18 protein-coding genes and 1 riboswitch are annotated in these 24,781 nt (G+C 66.8%); of the genes, 11 read left to right on the top strand and 7 right to left on the bottom strand.

Going from position 1 to position 24,781, the window contains the following annotated elements:
- Window positions 1-151: 151 nt before the first annotated feature.
- Window positions 152-847, bottom strand: coding sequence for a DUF6445 family protein (locus MC45_RS15985; protein WP_038665275.1), 696 nt, complete (start codon window positions 845-847; stop codon window positions 152-154).
- Between the two features lie 231 nt (window positions 848-1,078).
- Here MC45_RS15985 and MC45_RS15980 point away from each other — a divergent pair, with 231 nt between their 5' ends.
- Window positions 1,079-2,101: a LacI family DNA-binding transcriptional regulator gene (locus MC45_RS15980; protein WP_038665272.1), complete on the top strand. Its 1,023-nt coding sequence runs from the start codon at window positions 1,079-1,081 to the stop codon at window positions 2,099-2,101.
- Between the two features lie 50 nt (window positions 2,102-2,151).
- On the opposite strand, the gene MC45_RS15975 is transcribed toward MC45_RS15980, so the two are convergent.
- Both MC45_RS15975 and MC45_RS15970 read right to left on the bottom strand, forming a co-directional pair.
- Window positions 2,152-2,574: a MerR family transcriptional regulator gene (locus tag MC45_RS15975; RefSeq protein WP_218916675.1), complete on the bottom strand. Its 423-nt coding sequence runs from the start codon at window positions 2,572-2,574 to the stop codon at window positions 2,152-2,154.
- 5 nt (window positions 2,575-2,579) lie between these two features.
- Window positions 2,580-2,930, bottom strand: a complete 351-nt coding sequence (locus MC45_RS15970) for a DUF3147 family protein (protein WP_038665266.1) — start codon at window positions 2,928-2,930, stop codon at window positions 2,580-2,582.
- Between the two features lie 158 nt (window positions 2,931-3,088).
- Here MC45_RS15970 and MC45_RS15965 point away from each other — a divergent pair, with 158 nt between their 5' ends.
- The 5 genes from MC45_RS15965 (at window position 3,089) to MC45_RS19400 (ending at window position 9,589) form a co-directional block, all read left to right on the top strand.
- A complete protein-coding gene (locus MC45_RS15965) occupies window positions 3,089-3,418 on the top strand; it encodes a hypothetical protein (protein WP_038665263.1) in 330 nt (109 codons plus the stop codon).
- Window positions 3,419-3,475: 57 nt separating this feature from the next.
- Window positions 3,476-4,738, top strand: coding sequence for a TolC family protein (locus MC45_RS15960; RefSeq protein WP_038665260.1), 1,263 nt, complete (start codon window positions 3,476-3,478; stop codon window positions 4,736-4,738).
- Window positions 4,735-5,883: an efflux RND transporter periplasmic adaptor subunit gene (locus MC45_RS15955; protein WP_038665257.1), complete on the top strand. Its 1,149-nt coding sequence runs from the start codon at window positions 4,735-4,737 to the stop codon at window positions 5,881-5,883. The genes MC45_RS15960 and MC45_RS15955 overlap by 4 nt, the downstream gene beginning before the upstream one ends.
- 3 nt (window positions 5,884-5,886) lie before the next feature.
- A complete protein-coding gene (locus tag MC45_RS15950) occupies window positions 5,887-9,120 on the top strand; it encodes an efflux RND transporter permease subunit (RefSeq protein ID WP_052075716.1) in 3,234 nt (1,077 codons plus the stop codon).
- A gap of 190 nt (window positions 9,121-9,310) precedes the next feature.
- Window positions 9,311-9,589 carry a hypothetical protein gene (locus MC45_RS19400; RefSeq protein ID WP_156143860.1) on the top strand — a complete coding sequence of 93 codons (279 nt, stop codon included), beginning with the start codon at window positions 9,311-9,313 and terminating at the stop codon, window positions 9,587-9,589.
- A gap of 109 nt (window positions 9,590-9,698) precedes the next feature.
- Here MC45_RS19400 and MC45_RS15945 read toward each other — a convergent pair whose 3' ends face one another.
- Both MC45_RS15945 and MC45_RS15940 read right to left on the bottom strand, forming a co-directional pair.
- Window positions 9,699-12,830: a PAS domain-containing protein gene (locus MC45_RS15945; RefSeq protein ID WP_081974475.1), complete on the bottom strand. Its 3,132-nt coding sequence runs from the start codon at window positions 12,828-12,830 to the stop codon at window positions 9,699-9,701.
- A gap of 196 nt (window positions 12,831-13,026) precedes the next feature.
- Window positions 13,027-13,395, bottom strand: a complete 369-nt coding sequence (locus MC45_RS15940; RefSeq protein WP_038665254.1) for a response regulator — start codon at window positions 13,393-13,395, stop codon at window positions 13,027-13,029.
- Window positions 13,396-13,538: 143 nt separating this feature from the next.
- Here MC45_RS15940 and MC45_RS15935 point away from each other — a divergent pair, with 143 nt between their 5' ends.
- Window positions 13,539-16,055 (top strand): hybrid sensor histidine kinase/response regulator, encoded by a 2,517-nt coding sequence (locus tag MC45_RS15935; protein ID WP_052075715.1) that lies wholly within the window; start codon window positions 13,539-13,541, stop codon window positions 16,053-16,055.
- Window positions 16,056-16,109: 54 nt separating this feature from the next.
- Here the strand turns inward: MC45_RS15935 and MC45_RS15930 are convergent, their stop codons facing one another.
- Both MC45_RS15930 and MC45_RS15925 read right to left on the bottom strand, forming a co-directional pair.
- A complete protein-coding gene (locus MC45_RS15930) occupies window positions 16,110-16,967 on the bottom strand; it encodes an SUMF1/EgtB/PvdO family nonheme iron enzyme (protein WP_038665250.1) in 858 nt (285 codons plus the stop codon).
- A complete protein-coding gene (locus MC45_RS15925) occupies window positions 16,964-18,751 on the bottom strand; it encodes an arylsulfatase (protein WP_038665248.1) in 1,788 nt (595 codons plus the stop codon). The genes MC45_RS15930 and MC45_RS15925 overlap by 4 nt, the downstream gene beginning before the upstream one ends.
- 171 nt (window positions 18,752-18,922) lie before the next feature.
- Between MC45_RS15925 and MC45_RS15920 the strand changes: the two genes are divergently transcribed.
- The 4 genes from MC45_RS15920 (at window position 18,923) to MC45_RS18645 (ending at window position 24,674) form a co-directional block, all read left to right on the top strand.
- Window positions 18,923-21,301, top strand: a complete 2,379-nt coding sequence (locus MC45_RS15920; RefSeq protein ID WP_038665247.1) for a TonB-dependent receptor — start codon at window positions 18,923-18,925, stop codon at window positions 21,299-21,301.
- Window positions 21,302-21,610: 309 nt separating this feature from the next.
- Complete coding sequence (locus MC45_RS15915; protein WP_038665246.1) at window positions 21,611-22,828, top strand: tyrosine-type recombinase/integrase; 1,218 nt, start codon at window positions 21,611-21,613, stop codon at window positions 22,826-22,828.
- Window positions 22,829-22,884: 56 nt separating this feature from the next.
- Window positions 22,885-23,907, top strand: coding sequence for a hypothetical protein (locus MC45_RS19395; protein ID WP_156143859.1), 1,023 nt, complete (start codon window positions 22,885-22,887; stop codon window positions 23,905-23,907).
- A 48-nt stretch (window positions 23,908-23,955) separates the two neighbouring features.
- Window positions 23,956-24,062, top strand: a riboswitch (SAM-I-IV-variant riboswitch).
- A gap of 3 nt (window positions 24,063-24,065) precedes the next feature.
- On the top strand, window positions 24,066-24,674 hold the full coding sequence (locus tag MC45_RS18645) for a hypothetical protein (protein WP_052075714.1): 609 nt from the start codon (window positions 24,066-24,068) through the stop codon (window positions 24,672-24,674).
- Window positions 24,675-24,781: the final 107 nt, after the last annotated feature.

The raw sequence follows: 24,781 nt of genomic DNA, 5'->3' as shown, positions 1-24,781 counted from the left end.
GTCGTCGGCGACCCTGGCTTGCCTCGGGGCCAAGACCTACTGTCGTGTCCTACGTTGTCAATAGCAATAAAAGTATACCAAATCGCGACGTTTTGTTGCGCTTTTGTTATGTGCGACAAAACAACATTGGGCGTCATCGGCCGCGGACGGATCAGCCCGAAGCCAGAGTCAAAAAGATGTTGGCGGTGAGCCTCCCGGTGCGTGGATCGGCGGTCAACCGATCCGGCGTCGGCACCGTTCCCGAATGCAGGATGCAGCTGCGATAGACGATCACCCGGTTGAACGCGGTGCCGACCTGCATCGTGCGTTCGAACCAGGGCGCGCCGTCGTTGACATAGCCGTCCGGGGCGGCCTCGGTCGCGCGTGCCGCCCGATAGGAGGCAAGCCGGCAGTCATCGAGCCGCTCGAACCCCGTCGCCTTATGGCGATAAAAGGCGGTGCCACCGGCACCGGCGTCACACAGATAGTGGAGGATCGCGAATTGCGCCGGGTCGACCGAGTCGACGTGCGGCGACCGCTGCGGTGGTGCCAGGGCCGTCGGCGCCAGCGTCACCAGCGAGAACGCCCCCTGTGCGCGGCTCGGACGGACCGCGCCCAGCCCGAACGCCTCGGCGATCGGGCCGACCAGCACGTCGACGACCGACCGGATATAGGCGTCCGGCAATGCCGCCCGCAGGCCGGGATAGCCGCCGGTCGGGCCATAAGCCGGCGTGAAGCGGCTCGCCGCCGCGACATCGACCAGCGCGGCGGGATCGGCGAGCAGCCCTGCGGCATCAAGCAGCGGTTCGCGCTCTGCGCCGATCGTCGAGGCGGTCAGCCGCGCATCGTCCGCGATGGCGAATGCCATGCCACGCCTCATACGATCGGGTTGCGGCGGACGACTTCGTCATACCAGGTCGCGCCGGGCGTCCGCTGCAACGTCTGCAAGTCGACGTAGTGGATGGTCTCTCTCCCTTGTCCCGCTCGTTGGCGGCAGAGACAATTCGATACAATTTGTCCGACGTTGTCAACAGCATGCCGCTCTCCAAGCGGCGCCATCCAGAGTGGACCAAAGCGACGACGCTACGTACACCGCCTCATGGTCAAGGGACATCACCGCACGACGATCGTCGACGTCGCCCGCCACGCCGGCGTGTCGATCAAGACGGTATCGCGCGTGCTCAACGGCCAGCCGCACGTGACCGAAGACATCATCCGCCGGGTCAAGGAAGCCGCGGCGGCGGTCAATTACCATCCCAACATGCTCGCGCGCGCGCTGGTCCAGCGCCGCTCGCACCTGATAGGCCTGGTCTACGAAAACCCCTCGCCCAGTTACGTCGTCGATCTGCAGAAGGGCGTCCTCGAGCGGTTGCGTGACGAACATTACCGGCTCGTCGTCATTCCGATCGCATCGATCTCGGCGCACGAAGCGGACGTGGTCGGGCTGCTCCGCTCGGCGGCGCTCGATGGCGTCGTGCTGGCGCCGCCGGCCTCCGACAGCGAACGGATCATGGCCGATCTGACCGCGGCGAGCATCCGCTTCGCGCGGATCGCGCCCACCCGCCTGATCGAGGCGGGACCGAGCAACCTGATCGACGACGTCACCGCCGCGCGCGAGATCGCCGCCCATGTCATCGGCCTCGGCCATCGCGACATCGCGATCATCACCGGTGACCCCACCCATGCCTCCGCCGACGCGCGCATGCAGGGCTTCGCCGAGGCATTCGCCGCGGCCGGCATCACCATCGCCCCGGAGCGGATCGCGACGGGCTTCTACACCTATGAAAGCGGCCATGCCGCCGCGACGACGCTGCTCGCCCGCGCCGATCGGCCGACCGCGATCCTGGCGCAGAACGACGACATGGCAGTCGGCGCGTTGATCGCGGCGCTGGAGGCCGGGCTGACGGTGCCGGGCGACGTGTCGATCACCGGCTTCGATGACTCGGAAGTCGCGCGCATCGCCTGGCCGGCGATCACGACCGTCCGCCAGCCGGTGTTCGACATGGCGGTCGCCGCCGCCGATATGGTCGTCGCCCAGCTCAAGGACACGCCCCCGATCCTATGCCGGAGCCATCGCCACGAGCTCATCATCCGGCAATCGACCGGCGTGGCGAAGCGTTAGGGTGTTTCGAGATCGGGCGATATTCCGACAGATGTCAGGACAGTCGACGGTCAACTCGCCGTGCCCGGCCCGCTCTTGCCGGGAAGCCGTGGCAAGAAGGTCTGGAGGATCTGGCAATCCGCCACCGTGCCCCCGGCGCAGCGCGCGATGACGCTGGCGAGGTCGCGTCGCAACGCGACGAGGTCCGCGATCTTTTGGTCGATCGCGTTCAGATGCCGTTTGGCCAGTTCGTCGACTTCGCCACAATCCCGATCCCGCTCTATCGCCATGTCCAGCAATGCGCGGACTTCATCGAGCGAGAAGCCGAGGTCCCGTGTCCGCCGGATGAAGCGGAGCCGCTCCAGATCAGCGGGACGGAAGGCCCGATAGTTTCCGTTGGTCCGCGCCGGGGCGGCGATCAGCCCGACCTGCTCGTAATAACGGATCGTCTCGACCGTCGTACCGGTCTCCCTGGCGAGCTTGCCGATCGTCAAATGGGTCACAGCGCGATCCCCAGCCTCGAGGCGGACACCGTCATCGCCGTGTAGAGCAGCACCGTCACCGCGCACCCGGCGGCCAGAGCCCACCAGACAGGCACGCCGCTGCGGATCAGGAGCGGGATGACGAGGAACATCGGCAGCGACGGCAGCACATACCAGAAGGTCGCGCTCGCATGGGCTGCCAGGCGATCGGGATCACCCGTGTCGTGCCACAGCCACATCATGCCGAGGATCGAGACGAGCGGCAACGAAGCGACGAGAGCGCCGAACCCCGGGCTGCGACGCGCCACCTCGGAGACGACGGCAACGATCACACCCGAGAGCAGCGACTTCACGACGAACCACATCATTCGCTTGACCCTGTAGTAGCTATAGGGTGCATATAACCTGTCGGACGCACTTCGCGAGGGACGACGGCCATGGCTTGCGGCGGTTGCGGCAGAACCTCGGACGAGAGGGTGGCTGCCGGACGGGGTTACACGGTGCCGGCAGAATGCTAGGCACAGCCATGCGCAAGCTCGTGCCCCTCCTGGCGTGCCTGATGCTGGTCCTGACGGCCTGGGCCGGGATGGCGCATGCCGCGGAAGCAGGCGGCGTCGAGATGAGCAGGACCGAAACGGCCGCCCATGCACCGGGCGATGGCGACGAGGTGCCTGCCGACGCGAACAAGGCCTACCCCCACCATCACGCCAGCTGCCACGAGCACCACGTGGACACGCCGGTCGTCGGGACGATGATCGGCCGGACGCTCGTCGCATCGACGATGCCGCCCGCAGTGCGCAGCCGTGCGCTGAGCGGACACGACACGGAAGCCAGCCTCCGACCGCCGCAGGCCTGACGCGTCGATCGGGCGCGCGCGCATGCGCGTCCGGGTCGCTACCGTCGGGAGCAATTCATGCATCGCATCATCGCGGCCGTTCTGGCCGCCGGCGCCTGCGCATCGTCGTCGCAGGCCCAGACCGGACAGACCGCCGCCGCAATGCCCGTCCTCACGCTGGCCGAAGCGATCGACCGGTCGGGCGCGTCGTCGCCGTTCCGGGACGTGGCCGCGGCGGGTATCCGTGCCGCCGAAGCGCAGCGCCGCCTCGCCGGCCTCCGACCCAATCCGTCGATCGTCGGTGAGGCGGAGAACGTCGCGGGCACCGGCCTCTATCGGGGACTGCGCTCGTCGGAGACGACGCTCGGCCTCGCGCTGCCGGTGGAGCGCGGCGGCAAGCGTGGCGCCCGCATCGCCGTCGCCGACGCGCAGATCGGACGTGCCGGCCTGCAGGCGGAGATCGCGCGCGCCGACCTGCGGTTGCGGGTGACGCAGACCTACACCGCCGCCGCCGCCGCCCAGCGTCGGGTTTCCATTGCGGAGGATCAGGTCGGCATCGCCGCCGAGGTCCTGCGTGCCGCCCGCGTCCGGGTGCAGGCCGGTCGCGCATCACCGCTCGAGGAGCAGCGCGCCAACGTGGCGCGCATCGCCGCCGCGGGGACGCTCGAACGGGCACGCCGGTCGGCGGCGGTGGCCTCCGACAATCTCGCCCGGCTGCTCGGCATGCCGGTGGGCCGGCTCAACAGCGACTGGTTCGACGCGGTCCATTCGGCCGGCCCGTCGCGGCCCATGATGACGTCGACATCGCTGACCGTCGCCGCGGCGCGTGCCGACCTCGACACGGCCACGGCGCAGGTCCGTCTCGCGCGCAGCCAGCGCGTGCCCGATCTGACGGTCAGTGCCAGTGCCCGCCGGCTGGAACAGACCAACGACGTCGCGGCCGTGTTCGGCATCTCCATCCCGCTGAACGTCTTCAACAACGGGCGAGCGAGCATCGCCCTCGCCGAGGCGCAGCGCGAGCAGTCGGACGCACGGCGGCGCGTCGCGCTGCTCGACGCCGAGCAGGACGTGGCCACGGCGCAGGCCGAGGCGGAGAACGCCGCGACGACGGCACGCAACGCCGCCGGACCCGCGCTCGCCGCCGCGACCGAGGCCGCCCGGATCGCCCGCATCGGCTACCGCGAGGGCAAGTTCGGACAGCTCGACCTGCTCGATGCCGAGCGCACGCTGCTCGAAACCCGCACGGCCGCGATCGACGCGCTCGCCGCCCATCACGATGCGCAGGCACGGCTGGAACGGCTGACCGCCGCCGCGCCGCTTTCCAAGGACGATCACCGATGAACCGCATCCTGAAGACCGCGATGCCGGCGGTCCTGACCCTCGCCGTCACCGGCTGCGGCCGCTCGGCCGAGCCCGTCGAGAACGCCAGTGAGGCAGGCGAGACGAAGGGAGCGGCCAGCGGCGATCCGACGACCGCCACGCTCTCGGCGCAGCAGATCGCCGACGCCGGCATCGAGGTCACCCGGCCGACCGTCGGCGGCGTCGCCGGGGCGATCGAGCTTCCCGCGACCATCGAGGGCGACCCGCAAGGCGTGCAGGTCGTGTCGGCCGCGATCGGCGGCCGCCTGGTCGCGCTGACCCGCAACCTTGGCCAGCCGGTCCGCCGCGGCGAGACGTTGGCCGTCATCGAGAGCCGGGAGGCAGCAAGCCTCAACGCCGAAGTGGCAGCCGCGCGGGCTCGCTCCGCCCTCGCACGATCGAATCTGCGCCGCGAGCAGCGGCTGTTCGCCGAACGCGTGTCGCCCGAACAGGACCTCGTCGCCGCCCGCACCGCCGCGACCGAGGCGGACATCGCGCTGCGTCTCGCCAATCAGCAGCTGTCGGCCACGGGCGGGGGCGGCGGCGCTCTCAACCGCATCACGGTGCGCTCGCCGATCGCCGGCCGGGTGATCGCCCGCTCCGCGACGCTCGGCCAGCAGATCGCCGCCGACGCCGAGATCTTCCGGGTTGCGGACCTGGCCAGAGTGTCGGTGACCATGTCGCTGGTACCGGCCGATGCCGGTCACGTCGCGCCGGGCACCCGCGTCGAGGTCACGTCTGCCGGACGGCGTCAGGACGGCCGCGTGACCTTCGTCTCGCCGATCCTCGACGAGACCACCCGTCTCGTGCCGGTGATCGCCACCATCGACAACGCCGGTGGCATCTGGCGCGTCGGCGAGACCGTCAGCGTCTCCGTGCTGCTGCCAGCCAAAAGCGATCGCAGCGTCGCCGTGCCGTCCGCCGCGGTGCAGATGATCGGCGACAGGTCGCACGTCTTCGTGCGGACCCCGTCCGGGTTCAGGGCGATGCCGGTGACGCTCGGCCGCACCAACGGCGGCTCGGTCAGCATCACCGCCGGGCTGACCGGGGAGGAGCGCATCGCCTCGACCAACTCGTTCACGCTCAAGGCCGAACTCGGCAAGGCGCAAGCGAAGGACGAGGACTAGGCCATGGTCGCCCGCCCCGTCCTCGCCGGCATCGTCACCTTCGCCGTCGAAAAGCGCTGGCTCGTCCTGCTGCTGACCGTCGCCGCGGCACTCGCCGGGGTGTTCGCGATCCAGCGCCTGCCGATCGACGCCGTCCCCGACATCACCAACAATCAGGTGCAGATCAACGTCGTCGCGCCGGCCCTCTCGCCCGATCAGATTGAGAAGCAGGTCGCCTTCACCGTCGAAACCGCGCTCGCCGGCATTCCTGGCCTCGCATACACCCGGTCGCTCAGCCGCAACGGTTTCGCACAGGTCACCGCCGTCTTCGACGAGGGCACCGACATCTATTTCGCGAGGGCGCAGGTCGCCGAGCGGCTGCGCACCGCCGCGGAGACCTTGCCCGACGGGGTGAACCCGGAGATGGGACCGATCGCCACCGGACTCGGCGACATCGTCATGTGGACGGTCGAGTATCGCGAGCTCGACGAGGTCAATCACCGCAACGGCGAACCCGGGCTCCAGAAGGACGGCAGCTATATCACGCCCGAGGGCGACCACCTCGTCACGGCCGCCGACAAGGCGACCTATCTGCGCACCGTCCAGGAGTGGATCGTCACGCCGCAGTTGAAGAGCAGCGCCGGCCTCGCCGGGGTCGACAGCCTCGGCGGCTACACCAAACAATATCTCGTCGTCCCCGACATCCAGCGGATGGCGGCGATGCGGATCACGCTGCAGGATCTCGCCACCGCGCTGGAGCGCAACAACAGCAGCGCCGGTGCTGGCGTCGTGAACCGCAACGGCGAAGGGCTTGCCGTGCGTGTGGACGGGCGCGTCCGCAACGCCGACGAACTGGCGCGCACGGTGATCGCCACGCGCGAAAGCGTGCCGATCCTGCTCAGCCAGATCGCCACCGTTCGTACCGGCCAGGCGCAGCGCATGGGGTCCGCATCCGAAAACGGCCACGAGGTCGTCGTCGGCACCGCGGTGATGCGGATCGGCGAGAACAGCCGCACCGTCTCCACCGGGGTCGGCGAACGGCTGAAGCAGATCGGCCGGGCACTGCCCGTCGATGTCGTCGTCAAGCCGGTGCTCGACCGCACCGAGCTGGTCAATTCGACCATCGCCACCGTCGCCCGCAACCTGGCGGAGGGCGCGCTGCTCGTCATCGTCGTGCTGTTCGCGCTGCTCGGCAATGTCCGCGCGGCGCTGATCGCGGCGCTGGTGATCCCGATCACCATGCTGCTGACCAGCGTCGGCATGCTGCGCGCCGGCGTTTCGGCCAATTTGATGAGCCTCGGCGCGCTCGACTTCGGCCTGATCGTCGACGGCGCCGTCATCATCGTCGAGAATGCGCTGCGACGGCTCGGCGATGCCCAGCACGGCCGCCCCGCACCGTTGCCGCTCCGGCAGCGGCTCGACCTGGTCGCGGCATCGGCGCGCGAGATGATCCGCCCGTCCGTCTACGGTCAGGCGATTATCATCCTCGTCTACGCGCCGCTGCTCACCTTCACCGGCGTCGAGGGCAAGATGTTCGAACCGATGGCCCTCACCGTCATGATCGCGCTCGTCTTCGCGTTCATCCTGTCGATGACCTTCGTGCCGGCGGCGATCGCTTGTCTGCTCGGCCGACCGGTCGACGAGAAGGAGAGCCGGATGATCGGCTGGCTGCGTCGCCGCTACGAGCCGGGCCTCGGCAAGGCGATGGGGCGACCGGGCGTCACGCTCGGCGTCGCCATCGGTACGCTCGCGCTCGCCGGCGTCGCCTTCACCACGCTGGGACGGGAATTCCTGCCGCAGCTCGACGAGGGCAACATCCTCGTTCAGGCGGTGCGCATCCCCGGCACCTCGGTCGACCAGAGCCAGGCGATGCAGTTTCGGATCGAGAAGATGCTCGCCCGCCAGCCCGAGGTGCGATTCGCTTTCTCGCGGACGGGGACGTCGGAGATCGCCTCGGACCCGATGCCGCCGAACGCGACCGACACTTTCGTCATCCTGAAGCCGCGTGCCGAGTGGCCCGACCCCGGTCTCGGCAAGGAAAAGCTGGTGGAGCGCATGGCGCAGCAGCTCTCGACGCTGCCCGGCAACGCCTATGAGATCACCCAGCCGATCCAGATGCGCTTCAACGAACTGATCGCAGGCGTGCGGGGCGACATCGCGGTGAAGGTCTTCGGCGACGACTTCGGCGGCATGACCGACGCCGCCGGCCGCATCGCCGACATCCTGCGCAAGACGCGCGGCGCCGTCGACGTGCGGGTCGAACAAACCGAAGGGCTGCCGATGCTCGACATCCGCCCCAACCGCATGGCGATGGCGCGGATCGGCGTCACCGCCGGCGACGTGCAGGATACCGTCAGCGCCGCGATCGGCGGTCGCGAGGCGGGCGTGATCTTCGAGGGCGACCGGCGCTTCCCGGTCGTGATCCGCCTGTCGGACGCATCCCGGTCGGACCTGACCGAGGTGGCGCAGGTGCCGGTGCCGACGTCGGCCGGCGGCTTCGTGCCGCTGTCGACGGTGGCCGACATCGCGGTCGTCGACGGCCCGAACCAGATCAGCCGCGAGAACGGCAAGCGCCGCGTCGTCGTCCAGGCGAACGTCCGCGACCGCGACGTCGCCGGCGTCGTCGCGGAGGCGCGGGCGGCGATCGACGAGCAGGTGAAGATGCCGCCGGGCACCTACGTCGCATGGGGCGGGCATTTCGAGAATCTGGCCTCGGCGCGCGACCGGCTGCTGCTCGTCATACCCGTCTGTTTCGCCGCCATCATGCTGCTGCTCTACGGCGCGCTCGGCTCGGTGCGCGACGCAGCGATCGTCTTCACCGGCGTGCCGCTGGCGCTGGTCGGCGGCGTGCTGGCCCTAACCTTGAGGGGCATGCCGTTCTCGGTATCCGCGGCGGTCGGCTTCATCGCGCTGTCGGGGATCGCCGTCCTCAATGGCCTCGTGATGGTGTCGTCGATCCACGACCTGATGGCCCGGGGCATGGACCGGGTTCAGGCCGCGCATGACGGTGCGCTCGCCCGGCTTCGCCCGGTCGCGATGACGGCGCTGGTGGCGTCCCTCGGCTTCGTGCCGATGGCGCTGGGCCATGGTGCGGGTGCGGAGGTACAGAAGCCGCTGGCCACCGTCGTGATCGGCGGCCTCGTTTCGGCGACGCTGCTGACCTTGTTCGTGCTGCCGACCCTCTACGCCCGCCTCGGCGGAGGGAAGGCGACGCATGATGGTAGCTCGGGAGCACATCGTCATTGTAGCGGCTCCTGACGTCGATCCACCTTTGCAGTAGATGGCATGCACGCCAAAGCTTGGCGTTTTTCGTCATATAATAGTGGCTAGCGACGAGGCACGGTCCCATCCCCCCGAGAGACGAGGTGTGTTACTCGTATGGCACACATTTTGCACCTCTGGACAGAGCCGCCGCGGACTGGTGGCGGGCGTTTACGGGGAGCCGGATATGATACCGACCAACACGAGCAAGGCTTTGGCGGCGGTCACGCTGATCGCATCGCTATCGACCGGCGCCGCGGCTATGCCACGCCGGATCACGACCATAACGGACGACTATAAGGCGCAGTATGATCAGCGCCGGGACGTCTATTGTATCAAATTCTTCGCTGATCTGCCCGCGGCAATGCCTCAACCCGGCCCATCGAAGGACATATGCAAATCACGGGCGGGATGGGCGAAAGAAGGGATTCAGGTGAGCCGCGCCAACCGGCTCAAACCGTCTTAGAAGAGGCCTTCGGGAAAGGCGGCTGGTGCCAATGACATGGGGGACCAGCCGATCGCTTGCGAAGATGGACGAGCGTTCAAAGTCGGGGAACACCCGGGCATCAGGCACATCAGCGAGCGGCCATGTCCGTGAGGGCGCTTGCGGCAGGCTCGGCGTCGGGGCGGGTGGCGATGGCCGCGATCAACGCTTCGGCGTTGTAGGGCTTGGCCAGAACGACACAGTCGATCTCGTTGGCAACCGCTCCGGGATCGCCGGTTGCGAACACGACGGTAGCGTCGGGGCGCAATGCGCGGGCCTTTTCGGCGAGCTCACGCCCGGACGCTCCCGGGAGATTGAGGTCGGTCACGAGCACGTCGACGGGGGCGGTCTGCAGCGCCATCAACGCCTCCTCGGCGCTGGCGGCTTCTACCACGACGAAGCCGGCCTGCTCCAGCATCTCGCCGGTGTTCCCGCGGATGAGGTCGTCGTCTTCGACCAGCAGCGCCGTCCGACGTAGCGTCGGCGTCGAGGCGATCGGTGCCGAGCAGGCGGTGACGAGCTCGGGAACGGCAGCCGTCGGGATCGATGCCTGCCCCCGCTGGCGCTGATTGGCCAGGACATGGCGGAACTTCCGAGCCAACGCATCGCGGGTATATGGCTTGGACAGCAGTTCGACACCCTTGTCGAGCTTGCCGCCGTGCACGATCGAATTTTCAGTATATCCACTGGTGAACAGCACGGCGAGGTCGGGCAGGCGCTGGCGCGCCTTGCGGGCGAGTTCCGGGCTCTTCAGCGGCCCTGGCATGACCACGTCGGTGAAGAGCATGTCGATCGGAACCCCGCTCTCGATGACCGCGAGCGCGCTCGTCGCTTCCGGTGCCTTGAGGACCCGGTAGCCGAGATCGGTCAGCATCTCGACGACGGTGGCGCGAACCTCTTCGTCGTCCTCCACCACCAACACCGTTTCCGTGCCGCCCGTGATCGGTCCTGCATCGCTGACGACCTCGACGTCTTCGACCTCGGTCGCCCGCGGCAGGTAGAGCCGGATCGTGGTGCCCTCGCCGACTTCCGAGTAGATCTTCACGTGGCCGCCCGACTGCTTGACGAAGCCATAGACCATGGAAAGGCCGAGGCCCGACCCCTTGCCCTCGGCCTTCGTCGAGAAAAACGGCTCGAACACCTTGGCGATGATCTCGGGCGACATGCCCGAACCCGTATCGCTGACCGCCAGCATGACATATTGGCCCGGCGTCACTTCGTCGTGGGAGCGCGCATAGGCGTCGTCGAGATGAGCATTGGCCAATTCGATGGTCAGCTTGCCGCGGCCTTCCATCGCATCGCGTGCGTTGATCGCCAGATTGAGCAGCGCATTCTCGATCTGCGCGGGATCGATGAAGGTATTCCACAGCCCGCCGGAGAAGACGGTCTCCACTTCGATCGCCTCACCGATCGCGCGACGCAGCATGTCGTCCATCCCCTGCACGAAGCGGGTGACGTTGACGACCTTGGGCTCCAATGCCTGACGGCGGCCGAAGGCGAGCAGTTGGGCCGCGAGCTTCGCGCCGCGCGCAACGCCGGCCATCGCGTTTGCGACGCGCTTTTCGGCACGCTCGTTGCCCGCCACATCCCGCATGAGCAGCTGGAGATTGCCGCCGACGACCTGGAGCAGATTGTTGAAGTCGTGCGCGACGCCGCCCGTCAGCTTGCCGACGGTCTCCATCTTCTGCGCCTGGGCGAGCTTCACCTCTGCCTGGCGGCGTTCCGCGATTTCATCGATGACGCGGCTTTCGAGCGTTTCGTTGAGTTGCCGGAGCTGATCCTCGGCGCGCTCGCGATGCCGGACCTGGCGTGCCAGACTCTCCGCATGCTCCCGCAGGCTCGCCTCCGCTGCGCGCTGGTGCGAGATGTCGGTGTGGACTCCCACCCACTCCCTGATCTCGCCGGCACCATCGAGAATGGGCAATGCCCGAATGGCGAAGGTCCGCCATTCGCCATCGTAGCGGCACACCCGATGCTCGTGCACAAACATGCTGCGGGTCGTCACCGCCTGGTTCCAGGCGATGACCGTCGCTGCCGAGTCATCCGGGTGGACGGCCGATGCCCAGCCGAAGCCCTGGTATTGATCCGGACTCTGCCCGGTCAGCGCGCTCCAGCCGGGCTGTTCGCCGATCATGCGACCGTCGGCGCTGTTCGTCCAGAGCACGCCGTGAACCGCTTCCATGGCAGTGCGGAACCGGCTGTTGCTGGCCTTGATCTCCAGCTCGCGCTCGGCGCGGTCACTGACGTCGATACCGAGGATGTAGACGCCGACCGTCGTATCGTTGTCGCCAACGTGGGGCACGTAGCGGATCTCGGTCTGGCGCGGCCCCAGGTCACGGTGATGAAGCACCGTTTCGGCGATCACCGCATGGCCCGCCAGAGACCGATCGAGGTCTGCCGCGCGCGAGCGATACGCCTCCTCGCCGATCACCTCCCGGACATGCTTGCCGATCATCGCTTCGGGAGCGATGCCGAACCAGGCCTCATAGTCGGCATTGGCGAAGCGGTAGACGTGCTCGCGATCGACGTAGGATACCAGCATCGGCACCGCGTCCGCGATGCGGCGCAGTTCGGCCTCGCTCGCCGCCAGCTTGCGCTCGGTGGCGACGCGCGCACTGTTGTCGATGATCGTGCAGAGCACCCCGCCGGGCGTGCCATCGGCATCGTACACGGGGGTGTAGAACAGGCCTAGCATCAGTGTCTGGGGGCCACCGGGACGCTCGAAGACGATCGGCTGGTCGAGATAGGACTGCGTTTCGCCCTTGAGGACGGCGGCCAGCACCGGGCCATTCCAGTCCCAAACCTCGGGGAAGGCCTCCGCCACCGGCGTACCGAGCGCGAGCGGGTGCCGATCACCGGCGATCTCCCGATAGGCATCGTTGTAGAACATGATGTGGTCTGGTCCCCACATCAGCACCTTTGCGATCGGCGAATTGACGAGGTTGGAGATGGTCGCGCGCATCTCGTGTGGCCAACCTTCGGGCGCGCCAAGCGTGGTACGGCTCCAATCGCGATTGCGGATCAGCGTGCCGCACTCACCTCCGGCCACCGGCCAACCCTGTATCGCAGGTCGAGCGATCGGCCCCTGGCCATCGCGCAGGGCGCGAAGCCCCGCCCTGACGACTTCGCTGACGTTGGCATAATCGCCCGTGGCCAAACTGCTCGAAATGAAGCTCTTCAGCTCGGGCGTCAGCGATACGTTGCAGGAGAGGCGCGAAGTCATGATCCGGCCCTGCGCATGTGCGCGATTTGTGTCAATGGATGGCACGAAACCGTTCGCATCACGGCAAACGCCATATGGTCCCGAAGCTTAGCGGGCATGAAAGACACGTCGTGACGTGGCGAACCGCGATGAGACCCGTCGTGCCCGCGTGGCGACACGTTCGTCATTTCCGACATGGAGAATCCGAGCCCGGGTCCTACGCCTTGGCAAGAAGCTGCTCGACCCGGAACACCAGTTCGTCGGGGTCAAACGGCTTCTTCATATAATCGTTGGCGCCTGCGAAGCGCGCGAGCTCCTCGTCGCGCTGGCCCTGACGCCCGGTGAGCATCATGACGGGCAGATCGGCGAAGGCAGCGCTCTTGCGCAACTCCTGCACCAGCAAGACGCCCGCCAGCCCCGGCATGTTGCAATCGAGGATCACCAGATCGGGCTTTCTTGCTTTGATGATCTTGAGCGCTTCGCCACCATCGAGGACGAGCCCGGCGCCGTGGCCGGCCGAGATGAGCGCATCGCGGGCGATTTCACCGACGATCTCGTCGTCGTCGGCGATGATGATCCGGGCCATTCGTGTCTCGCTCCAGGTTTCGACATTTGGGGTTCAAAGCGACGCGCCACCCTGAACCCGCGCGTCCATCATTAAGAAGCAATGGTTCAACAAGGCCTTAACCAATCCCGCCATAGAGACGACGTCTCACGGGAGGCGCGGAAATGTACACGGAGAGGGTAAGGTCGCAGGTCGCGCTCGTCGTCGCGCTCGTCCTGCTGATCTGCTGCGCGGGTTCCGGGCTCTGGCTGGTCCACGAGAAGCAGAAGGCCGACGCCTGGGTTCGTCACACCTATGTCGTCAAGGAGCATCTGTCCGATGTCCGCGTCGACCTGCTGCGGGCGGAGGTGTACCGACGTGCCCTCGTCCTCGGCGACGCGCAGGCCGGCGACACGCTCGCCGAAATCTCGCGCAAGGTACCGCGGCAATTGGCGACGCTTCGCCGATCGACGAACGACAATCCCGATCAGCATGCGCGGGTCGAGGCGTTCGCCAAGATCGCCAACACCAGGCTGAAGGACATCGGCGAGACCATCGCCTTGACCCGGCAGGGCAAGGCAAGCGACGCGGCCAGGATCATGGCGAGCCCCGAGAGCCATGTGGCGACCGCCGCCCTGATCGACCTGATCAAGCGCATCAGCGCCGAAGAGCGACGCCTGCTCGCCATCCGGCTGAAGCATGCCGAGAATTTCCGCGCGCCGATCCAGGCGGGGCTCATCGTCAGCGGCTTGCTCATCGTGCTGCTCGCCGTGCTCGTCTACCACGACCGCTGGAGGCGACTTAACGCCTTGCGCATCGTGAACGAGCGGCTCGAGGCAGACATCCTGCGTCGCCAGATGGCCGAGTCGGAATTGTCGCTTCTCGCGCAGAACGCCACCGATGCCGTGCTGCGCGTCGACCTCAAGGGCCGCTGCATCTACGCGTCGCCATCGGTCGAGCAGCTGTTCGGGATCAAGGCCAGCCTGCTGGTCGGGCAGCGGCTCGGCGCCTCGGTTCATCCCGACGATCGCGCGGAAATGCAGTCGTTCCATAGCGCGCTCGTCACCGGCACCGTCGATCGCGGCGTGCGCGCCTACCGTGCGAAGCGGATCGATACGCCCGCATACGAGCTATGGATCGAGGCGCATTCCGGCCTCGTCCGCGATCCCGCAACCGGCGAACCGCGCGAGATCATCACGTCGTTGCGCGACGTCACCGAACGCAAGCGCCTCGAAGTCGAGCTGGAGGCGGCGCGCGAGCATGCGGAAGCCGCCGTCCGCGCCAAGTCGAGCTTCCTCGCCAATATGAGTCACGAGATACGAACGCCGATGAACGGTGTTCTCGGCTTCGCCGACCTGTTGCTCAACAGCGAGATATCGATGGAGCAACGCCATCAGGCGCAGTTGATCGTCGACTCCGCCAAGGCGATGATGCGGCTGCTCAACGACATTCTCGATCTCTCCAAGATCGAGGCAGGACAGATGCAGATCTCACCCGAGCCCATCGATCTGCGCCATGCCCTGCGCAACTGCATCAAGCTCGTGCAGCCCGCCGCCTCCCAGAAGGGTCTTCAACTCGATGTCGAGATCGACGAGGCGCTGCCGGTCTGCGTGCTGCTCGATGGCCTGCGGTTGCGCCAGGTGACGCTGAACCTGCTGGCGAACGCGGTGAAATTCACGCCGGCAGGCAGCGTGTGCCTGCGCGCATACGGAGTCGAGGGACAGGGGCGGCCGATGTTCGAGGTCGCCGTGGAGGATACCGGCATTGGCATTCCCGCGCATCGTCAGGCTGCGGTATTCGACCAGTTCACCCAGGCCGAACATTCCACAGCGAAGCGGTTCGGCGGGACCGGTCTCGGCCTCGCGATCAGCAAGCAGCTCGCAGCGTTGATGAGCGGCAGCCTGGAACTGACCAGCGACGAGGGGATCGGCACGACGTTCACGCTTCGCCTGCCGCTGCTGCCCGCGCAATCCGACGAGCGGGAAGCGGTGCCGATCGCCGCCCGGACGACCGAGCAGCGCCCGCTCCGCATCCTTCTCGCCGAAGATCACGACGTCAATCAGGTCCTGATGAAGGCGATGCTGTCGCGGCTCGGCCACGACTGCGTCATCGTCGATAACGGTCTGCGCGCCGTGCAGGCGGCGACCGCGACCGATGCGCGCTTCGACCTGCTGCTGATGGATGTGCAGATGCCCGTCATGGACGGGCTGGACGCCGCCAGGGCGATACGGTCCGCGGGGATCACCGCCGATCGCCTGCCGATCGTGGCGCTGACCGCAAATGCCTATGCCGACGACGTCGCCACATGCCTCGACGCCGGGATGCAAGACCATCTCGCCAAGCCGCTCGATCTGGCGATCCTCACTCGCGCCGTCCAGAAATGGACGCGCTCCGTGCCCGCCAAGGTCCTCGTCACGCCGACGTTCAAGATCAGTCCGGCGCTGCAAGCGCGCTTCGACGCGCGCAAGGCGGAACTGCTCGCCTTCGCCAAGCGGCTCGACGACGACGATCGGGTGGATGACGAGGGGGTCAAGCAGCTTGCCGGACTGCTCCACAAGCTGGCGGGCTCCGCTGCGATGTTCGGGCAAAAGGACCTCGGCGTACGTGCGGCAGAACTCGAGGAGCAGTTGGAGGCGGCGGCAGCGGGTAGTGAGAAGGCGGTGATCCATACCGTGCTGCAGACGCTGCGCGACGCGGCTTAGGCGATCGAGCCGCCGGCTTTCGGCTCGGAATATATCGCCACTCCAAGTCGATGTTCAGAATTTTCGCTCGCCGCGATACGCGATGCGAAAGCCGATATGCGATGTCGGTAGATCATGCTCCTGCGCCTGATAGGCCGCCGGGCGGAAGTTCGCGCAGTAATTGACCGCGCACAGGAAACTGCCGCCTTTCACCAGTCCGACCGCATCCTGCCCGGCGACCCATTCCCATACGTTGCCGACCATGTCGTACACGCCGAAGTCGTTGGCGTCGAAACATCCGACCGGGGCGAGGCCGGCATAGCCGTCGTCCGCGGTATCGCGGATCGGAAAGACGCCTTCCCACACGTTCGCGCGCGGCTTGCCGCCGGGGAACGCCCAGTCCATCGGCGCGCGACCGGCATATTGACGGCCCCGCGCGGCGCGTTCCCATTGCTCGGTGGTCGGCAGCGCGCCGCCGGCCCAACCGGCATAAGCGACCGCATCGTCGCGGTCGACATGGACGACCGGCTCGTCCGCCTTGCCCGACAGGTCGCTGCCCGGCCCCTGCGGATGCCGCCAGTCGGCGCCCTTGACGAACCGCCACCAGCGCGATGCGTCGTCGAGCGACACCGGCTGCGCCGGTGACACGAACAGCGCGGACGCGCCGTCGCGCTCGGCGCGGGTGCGATAGCCGGTCGCCGCGACGAAGGCGGCGAACTGGCGGTTGGTCACCTCATGCGCATCGATCCAGAAGGCGGCGACCGGGGTCGCCTGCCCCGGCCGCCCGTCGCCATCCTCGCCGAGCAGGACCGCACCCGCCGGGATGAAGACGCGGGCGTCCCCGGTCAGGCAGCGCGCCGTCACCGCCGGGGCACGCGCGCCGATCCCGGCCAGCGCGACCAGCGCCAGCAGCAGCGCACCCCCGCGCGTCACGGCCGCGCCGCCGGAGCGGCGGCGGTTTCCGCCGCGGGCAACGGCACCACCCCCTTCGCCTTGGCATAGGCATCATAAGCGGCGACCAGCTCGGTCAATCTGCCCGGCTCCGCCACCGCGAGATCCCTGGTCTCGCCGGGATCGGCGGCGACGTTGAAGAGCTGCCAGCGTCCCGTACTCACCCCCTGCCGCGTATATCGATTGGTCCCCGCCGACAGGTAGACCGCCTTCCAGTCGCCCTTGCGCAGCGCGCGCCGGAAGAACAATTCGTAGCCGACGGGCTCCTGCGCGGTACGCACGCCGGCCGCCTCCGCGGCGAGCACCGGGCGCAGGCTGTGCCCCTCGTGCGGCAGAATCGGATGGCCGGCGAACTGCTGCGGCTGGCGTAGCCCCGCATAATCGAGCAGCGTCGGCGCGACGTCGCGAACGTCGAGATTGGCGTTGGCGATGCGGCCGCCGCCCTTGACGCCGCGTCCCGTCGCGAACGCGCTGACCCGGATGCCGCCCTCGGTCGGATAGCCCTTGACCAGCCACGACGGCGTCGAATTGGCCTGCGCCCAGCCCGGTCCGTAGCCGACGTAGCTGCTGCCCCTGCCGATATTGGCGAGACTGTTGTCGATGCCCAATGCAGGCGCGGGCTGCTTCGGAGCGTCGGCCGCAGCCGCGCCGGGCGTCGCCGGTTTGAACCGCGGGCTCGGCGCCTCGATGACATTGCCCTCGGGACCATTGTCGGCGAAGAACAGGATGATCGTATCGTCATAGCGGCCGAGCCGCTTGAGCGCAGCGATCACCCGGCCGACGTTCTGATCCATCCGGTCGACCATCGCCGCATAGACTTCCATCTTCCGCGCCTCGATCGCCTTCCCCTCGGCGCTGAGCGACGACCAGGCGGGCACCTTTTCCGTCGCATGCGCGACGGCATCGGCGGGCACGAGGCCGAGCTGCTTCTGGCGTGCGAGCCGCGCATCACGCAACGCCTCATAGCCCGCGTCGTACCGTCCCTTGTATTTGGCGATCGTCTCCGCCGGCGCCTGCAGCGGCCAGTGCGGCGTCGTGAACGGCAGATAGGCGAAGAACGGGCGCGCATCGCCGGCCCGCGCCGCACCGTCGAGATAGCCGATCAACCGATCCGCAAAATAATCCGCCGAATAGCTGCCCTTCGGCAGCGCCGCCGGCTTGCCGTCGTCGCGGTAACTCGGCGCATAGCCGGCGGCGGCCCAGGCGGCGTTCTGATCCTCGCCGAAATGGTTCGACAGCCCCTGGAGCAGGGCGAAGCTATGTTCGAATCCGCGCGCGGCGGGTTCGCGCTCGGGGGTCAGCCCGAGATGCCATTTCCCCGCCATCACCGTCGCATAGCCGCCGGCGTGCAACAATTCGGCGATCGAGGCGACGCGGTCGTTGAGATAGCCTTCATATCCCGGCCGCCCGCGCGTCGCATCGCCGAGCAACTCCGCCATCGTGCCGAGCCCCGCCTCGTGATTGTCGACGCCGCTCATCAGCATCGATCGCGTCGGCGAACAGGTCGGTGCGGTATGGAAGCCGGTGAAGCGCACGCCCGACAGCGCCAATGTATCGAGATTGGGCGTCTGGATCTCGCCGCCGAACGCGCCGAGATCCGACCAGCCGAGATCATCCGCGACGATGACGAGGAAGTTGGGCTGGCGCTGCGCCGCCGGGGCCGGCGACACGGCAGCGGACGTGGCCTGCCCGGCCGCAACGCCGGGCGCGGCGCCCGCCACTGCGACCAACGCCGACGTCGCTGCGAGGATCTGTCTGACGGTCATGCTTGCTCCCTTGCGATGGTCCACGCACGCATAGCCACCGCCCCCGAAGCCTCAATAAAGATTTCCTACCAAGCCGATGGGGATTCATGCTTTTCGTTACAGCCGGTGATCTTTCTACCCAAAGGGGATGCGGCAGCCGCCGCGCCAGCGCCACGAAAGCACAGCCGCCCCATGTCCACGCCCTTCGTCCGGTCCTTCCTTCTCGCCAGTGCCGTCCTGACCGCCGCTCCCGTCTTCGCGCAGCAGCAAGCCGCCACACCGGACACCGAACGACAGGACGACGAAGCGGACAGCGGTGCGACCGGCGACATCCTCGTCACCGCGCGCCGGCGACCGGAACGCAGCCAGGACGTGCCGATCGCCATCAACGCGTTCGGCGCCGCGCAGATCGAGGCGACCCGCACCTACAACTTGCGCGACCTCCAGCAGCTCACCCCCAGTCTGGTCGTCACCAACACCAATCCGCGCAACACCAGCATCAACATCCGCGGGCTGGGCAACAATGTCGCGGTCTATAACGACGGGCTCGAACCGGCGGTGGGCGTCTATCTGGACGGCGTCTATCTCGCGCGGCCCGGGCAGACCGTCTTCGATCTTGCCGATCTCGATCGGATCGAGGTGTTGCGCGGCCCGCAGGGCACGTTGTTCGGCAAGAACACGTCGGCCGGTGCGATCGTCGTCGCCACCAAAGCGCCGACCTTCGATCTCGAGGCCGGCGGCGACGCATCGCTGGGCAATTACGACTTTCGCCAGGTCCACGCCTATATCGCAGGGCCTCTGACCGATACGCTGGCGGGGCGGCTGTTCCTGTCGAAGACCGATCGCGACGGGTTCACCTTCAACCGCTTCGACGGCCGCTACGGCCAGGACTTCCACGACCTCAATCTGCGCGGTCAATTGCTGTTCCAGCCGACCGACCGCGTCAAGCTGCGCCTGATCGCCGATTGGGGACGGCAATCCTCGTTCACCGCCGGCAGCATCCTGCTCGGTGCGATCCGCACCTATGACAATGGCACGGTCTTTGCGAACAATTACTACGACCGCGCCGCCCGGCTCGGCTATTCGCCGGTGTCGACCGACATTGCGGCGCGCACCACCGACGCCAATGCCGATCCGCGTTACAAGATGAACCAGCACGGCATCAACGTCACCGCCGATTTCGATCTCGGCGACGCGACGCTGACCTCGGTCACCGCATATCGCGCCTGGAACTGGTATCCGCACAATGACGGCGACAGCACGTCGCTCGACGCCGGCGCCGATTTCCATCAGAGCAACAACCAGAAGCAGGTCAGCGAGGAATTACGCATCGCCTCGAACGGCGACCGCCGGATCGATTACGTCGCGGGTCTCTATTATCTCTATCAGTCGATCGCAGCGGAGGCGGTCAATCTGTACGGCAGCCGCGCGGCGGACTGGTTCCTCGCGCCGACCACCAATGCCGCGGTCGGCGCCGCCGCGCTCAACGGCTATGACGTCGTCAGCCACTCGCGACCGGTCACCGACAGCTATGCGGCGTTCGCGCAGACGACCTGGCACGTCACGGGCGCGGTCGATCTGACCACCGGACTGCGCTACACCTATGAGACGAAGTCGGGTTATTTCGACCAGCGCGCGACCGGCGCCTCGCTGGCCGCGCTGACGCCGGCGCAACAGGCGGCGGCACAGACGATCCGCGCACGCTACGGCGTCGCCAATGCCTATGCGGCATCGACCGAGGCAGGGCGTCTGTCGGGTCAGGCGACGCTGTCGTGGAAGGTCGCCAGCCCGGTGCTCGCTTATGTCACCTATGCGCGCGGCAACAAATTCGGCGGCCTCAATCTGGCGAACATCACCACCACCGGCCGGTTCGCCGCCAATCCGGTGATCCGCCCCGAGACGATCGACAGCTACGAGGCCGGGCTGAAGACGAGTTGGGCGGGCGGTCGCGTCACCGCCAATGCCGCCGCTTTCTGGACCGACGTGAAGGATTATCAGACGACCATCGTCGACATCGAGCGCAACGGCGTCAGCTTCTTCACCAACGCCGCCAAGGTCCGCACCCGCGGTTTCGAGGGCGACGTGCGCATCGCGCCTGCCCGCTGGCTGTCGGCCTATGCTTCGGGCACCTATGACGATGCGCGCTATGTCTCTTATGCCAACGCGCCCTGCCCGATCGAGATCACCGGCCAGACGATCTGCGATCTCAGCGGCCGCCGCCTGCCCGGCGTCTCGAAATGGGCGGCGTCGACGGGCGGCGAGGTGAAGGTGCCGATCGCACCGACCGAAGGCCATGACACCGAACTCTATCTGGGATCGGATTACAGCTATCGCAGCAGCACCAACACCAGCGCGAGCCTCAGCCGCTATTCGGCCATCCCGAGCTATGGTCTCGTCAACGTCCGCTTCGGCATCCGCGCGCTCGACGGCCGGTTCGACATCCAGCTCTGGGGCCGCAACATCACCGACGCGGCCTATTTCCTGTCGCGGTCGGCGGCGAATACCGGCGCGATCACCGGCACGCTGGGCGACCCGCGCACCTATGGGCTGACGCTGCGGACGAAATGGTAGGTCCGGCGTGCTGAAAGCCCACACGCTCCACAACAGCGTCGGGCAAGCATCCGCTGCATCACGCTATCGCTGCTGCCGAAGATAGCCCGCAAATCAGACGCCTCGGCCCGGAGGGCGATACGATCGCTGTCAGAGCAGACCGGCTGGCGGAGACGGAGTCTGCACAACCCTGGTCCGCCCAGGGCCATCTGAGACCGCAGATCAGCTGATAACGTACAGTTTTCCTTACATCTAGCGTTCACCGGCGACCATTGACGTTCCGCTAGAACCACAACAAAGTGTGGGGCGCGATGTGGGGCTAGGAAGCTGATGGGTAATCTGACGGTGTTGCAGGTGAAGGCGGCGAAGGAGCCTGGCCGGTACTCCGACGGCGGCGGCCTGCTGCTCGTTGTGCGGGAGAGCGGGGCGAAGTCGTGGCTGTGGCGCGGGCAGGCTGATGGCAAGCGTCGCGACATCGGCCTGGGCACCTACCCCGCCGTGGGGCTGTCGGAGGCGCGAGAGAAAGCCGCAGCCACGCGCAAGCAGCTCAAGGCCGGCGAAGACCCGGTGGCGGCCAAGCGAGCCGCGCGGCAGATCATCGCGGCCGTGCCCACCTTCCGTGAGGCGGCCCGGCTGGCGCACGGCGAGCAGCAAGCCGGTTGGCGCAACCCGAAGCACCGCGCGCAGTGGCTGTCGTCACTGGAGGCTTACGCATTCCCCAGCATGGGCGACGTGACGGTCGACCAAATCGACAGCAAGATGATCCTCGGCGTGTTGCTGCCCATCTGGCTCACCAAGCCGGAGACAGCGCGACGCGTCCGCCAGCGCATCGGCGCGGTGCTCGACTGGGCTCATGTTCACGAGCATCGGGCCAACGAAGCACCGATGCGCTCTCTGTCGAAGGGCCTGCCGCGTCAGCCGAAGAAGGATGGCCACTTCGCCGCGCTGCCCTACGACAAGCTGCCTGGGCTGATGCACACGCTCGGCGAGACCGAGAGCATCGGCCGCCTCGCGCTCCAGTTCCTGATCCTCACGGCGGCGCGATCGGGCGAGGTGCGCGGCGCGCGCTGGAGCGAGATCGACATGGCGGCGGCGGTGTGGACCGTGCCGGCCGATCGCATGAAGGCGGGCAAGCAGCACCTAGTGCCGCTGTCCGCGCCCGCCCTCGCCATTCTGAAGCGCATGGCCGAGGTGGCGTCGGATGAGCTGGTCTTCCCCGGCATCACCGGCCGCGCGACCGACGCCGACACCCTGGGCAAAGGTCGGCCGGGGGCGCTGACGCGTGACGCCGGCAAGCGCCCGATGAGCGACATGACGCTGACGAAGGTGCTGCGCACGGCCGGTGCAGACGACGCGACGGTGCACGGCATGAGGTCCAGCTTTCGCGACTGGGCCGCCGAGCAGACCGCATTCCCCGGCGAAGTGGTGGAGGCCGCTCTGGCCCATACGATCGGCAACAAGGTCGAGGCCGCTTACCGCCGCACGAACTATCTCGAGAAGCGGCGCGGCCTCATGGATGCCTGGGCATGCTATCTCACCAGAATTTAAGATTGCGAGCCGATCCGGCACCCCTAAGCTCCTCACAGCGACGAGGGGCGCGGGATATGGCAGAAAACGAACTCGCTAAACTGATCGAAGCCCGTCGGCGGATAGCTGACCGGATGATGCCGGAGCCATCGGCTTCGAGCAAAAACACCTTCTATAAGATGCGACTTCGCGTCCGCTTCGGCAACAAGCTCAACACTGAAGCCCCAGTAATCAAGCTCAAATACAAGGGCCGGCGAGTCTTGCTGCGCCCACGACAGCAAGGGCTGACACTGGGGTCCGACGAATGGGTAATCTTTTCGGCGACCAGGTTCCCCAGCCTTGAGGCAGCCGCGAAGTTTGGGCACGACCTACAACGTTCTCTGTCCGTCATCTGTGCACTTCGTGGCCTGCCTGTGGATGTCGGCGGGGACAATAAGCCGACCGGCATGTGGTCTGATGAGATTAAGGAGGATATGTTTCGGAAAACAGGCGTCTGGTTAAGAGATGATGTTCACGGCCTGGACGTATACCCGGCGTTTGTCACTTCGCAAACGGTGTCCTTGGGCGCAACACTGATAGCGAAATTCATGATAGAGCCATATGTTGACGCAATCAATCAATCTACTAAACAAATTAGTAGACTGAGCGAGGCAAGTTCTCTGTCTTGTGAGCTATTAAACGCTTCTACTATGAGCAACCACCCCGTGGCAGCTGCCACTCTTTCATTAGCGGCCGTAGAGTTGCTGGCCGTGAACGAGAAACGAAGTCCGGAACAAAAGGAATGGATCAAGAAAATTCGTGACAGCCTTGAAGCCGACAACTCTATAAATGAGGCTGACAAAGTTGTCCTAAGAAAAGCTGTCGCAGGCATGTTCAACACGGGAATTTCGGATCGCGTTAAAAAGATGCTGGCCCGTTTGGGTATGGCGGACCGTGACGACGATTGGGATCGCATATATAAACTGCGTAGCGCGCTGTTCCACGGAGTTCGTCGCCTCTCGCAGAGCGAGATCATCAGCTTGGGCTCTGAGGCTCCGACTCTCTCTCGGCAGATCGTGCGGCGATACTTAGAAGATCAGGTAGGCGAGCTCCCCCAGTAGCTTTCACGGCCGCCCCTTGACCCTGTCGCCTGCCCGCCGCAAGCATATGACATGCATTCAGATTGGGCCACTGCCCAGGCCAACCTGCCCCCTCGGGCAAGGTGGCGAGCCACGTAGGCGATGCGGCCGGGCAGCCGGCAACGAAGCGAGGCACACACATGCACGAGTGGCACAACATCCGGCTGACCGCTGGCCAGCATAGCGGCCCAGGTGACGGCCTTTGCCTGATGGAGGCGGTGGCGCTGTTCGCCGGCGAGCGGCACGGCGACTGGCCTGCCTGCGTCTGCCCAGTGCTGATCGAGTTCGGCCGGGTCCTCAACGATGTCATGCCCGACCGATGGCGCACCGACCTACTACTGCCCCTGGTGCCAGTGCTCGTTGGGACGCGCGATACGCAATCGGATAGCTGCGGCATCACCTCCACTGGGCTGGAGCGGAAGCGCGCCGCCGCGCTGCTGGCGTGGTGTGTAAACGTCGTTGAGCGTGAGGCAGGCGGCGGCGGCGGAGAGGCCGAGCTGCGCGCTCGTGGTGCGCTCGCCGATGCCGCGGAGGCCCTGCGCTTCGGCCAAGCCCAGCACGCCGCCCGCCACGCCGCCGCCGGGCTTGCCTGGGCAGTGAAGGCCGCCGCCGATCGCGAGCTGGCCGCAGCTTTGCGCGTCGGCAAGTCGCCACAGGCGGCGGCAGGATCATGCGGTTTGAAACTCTGGCAAGCCGCGGTCGCCGCATATCGCGACGCTGCCACACGACTACCACTCACCCATGGATAGGCGACCCGTCCCCTCCCGAGCCTAAGCGAGCCACCCCTTATCGATGTGCTGCACTCATACTTCAGCGACGCCTCCCAAATCGACACGATTGGCGTAACTGTCTGATT

Origin of the sequence: Sphingomonas taxi (genome assembly GCF_000764535.1) — a bacterium.
Lineage (GTDB): Bacteria > Pseudomonadota > Alphaproteobacteria > Sphingomonadales > Sphingomonadaceae > Sphingomonas > Sphingomonas taxi.
The sequence above is the reverse complement of the archived record's forward strand: the minus strand, read 5'-3'. Positions and strand labels throughout refer to the sequence as shown.

Bases quoted from the DNA above. Each gene is read 5' to 3' on its own strand.
- MC45_RS15980 (WP_038665272.1), top strand. From the start codon at position 1,079: ATGGTCAAGGGACATCACCGCACGACGATCGTCGACGTCGCCCGCCAC.
- MC45_RS15945 (WP_081974475.1), bottom strand. From the start codon at position 12,830: ATGACTTCGCGCCTCTCCTGCAACGTATCGCTGACGCCCGAGCTGAAG.
- MC45_RS15915 (WP_038665246.1), top strand. From the start codon at position 21,611: ATGGGTAATCTGACGGTGTTGCAGGTGAAGGCGGCGAAGGAGCCTGGC.
- MC45_RS18645 (WP_052075714.1), top strand. From the start codon at position 24,066: ATGCACGAGTGGCACAACATCCGGCTGACCGCTGGCCAGCATAGCGGC.
- MC45_RS15985 (WP_038665275.1), bottom strand. From the start codon at position 847: ATGGCATTCGCCATCGCGGACGATGCGCGGCTGACCGCCTCGACGATC.
- MC45_RS15940 (WP_038665254.1), bottom strand. From the start codon at position 13,395: ATGGCCCGGATCATCATCGCCGACGACGACGAGATCGTCGGTGAAATC.
- MC45_RS15920 (WP_038665247.1), top strand. From the start codon at position 18,923: ATGTCCACGCCCTTCGTCCGGTCCTTCCTTCTCGCCAGTGCCGTCCTG.
- MC45_RS19395 (WP_156143859.1), top strand. From the start codon at position 22,885: ATGGCAGAAAACGAACTCGCTAAACTGATCGAAGCCCGTCGGCGGATA.
- MC45_RS15935 (WP_052075715.1), top strand. From the start codon at position 13,539: ATGTACACGGAGAGGGTAAGGTCGCAGGTCGCGCTCGTCGTCGCGCTC.
- MC45_RS15950 (WP_052075716.1), top strand. From the start codon at position 5,887: ATGGTCGCCCGCCCCGTCCTCGCCGGCATCGTCACCTTCGCCGTCGAA.
- MC45_RS15955 (WP_038665257.1), top strand. From the start codon at position 4,735: ATGAACCGCATCCTGAAGACCGCGATGCCGGCGGTCCTGACCCTCGCC.
- MC45_RS15965 (WP_038665263.1), top strand. From the start codon at position 3,089: ATGCGCAAGCTCGTGCCCCTCCTGGCGTGCCTGATGCTGGTCCTGACG.
- MC45_RS15960 (WP_038665260.1), top strand. From the start codon at position 3,476: ATGCATCGCATCATCGCGGCCGTTCTGGCCGCCGGCGCCTGCGCATCG.
- MC45_RS15925 (WP_038665248.1), bottom strand. From the start codon at position 18,751: ATGACCGTCAGACAGATCCTCGCAGCGACGTCGGCGTTGGTCGCAGTG.
- MC45_RS15970 (WP_038665266.1), bottom strand. From the start codon at position 2,930: ATGATGTGGTTCGTCGTGAAGTCGCTGCTCTCGGGTGTGATCGTTGCC.
- MC45_RS19400 (WP_156143860.1), top strand. From the start codon at position 9,311: ATGATACCGACCAACACGAGCAAGGCTTTGGCGGCGGTCACGCTGATC.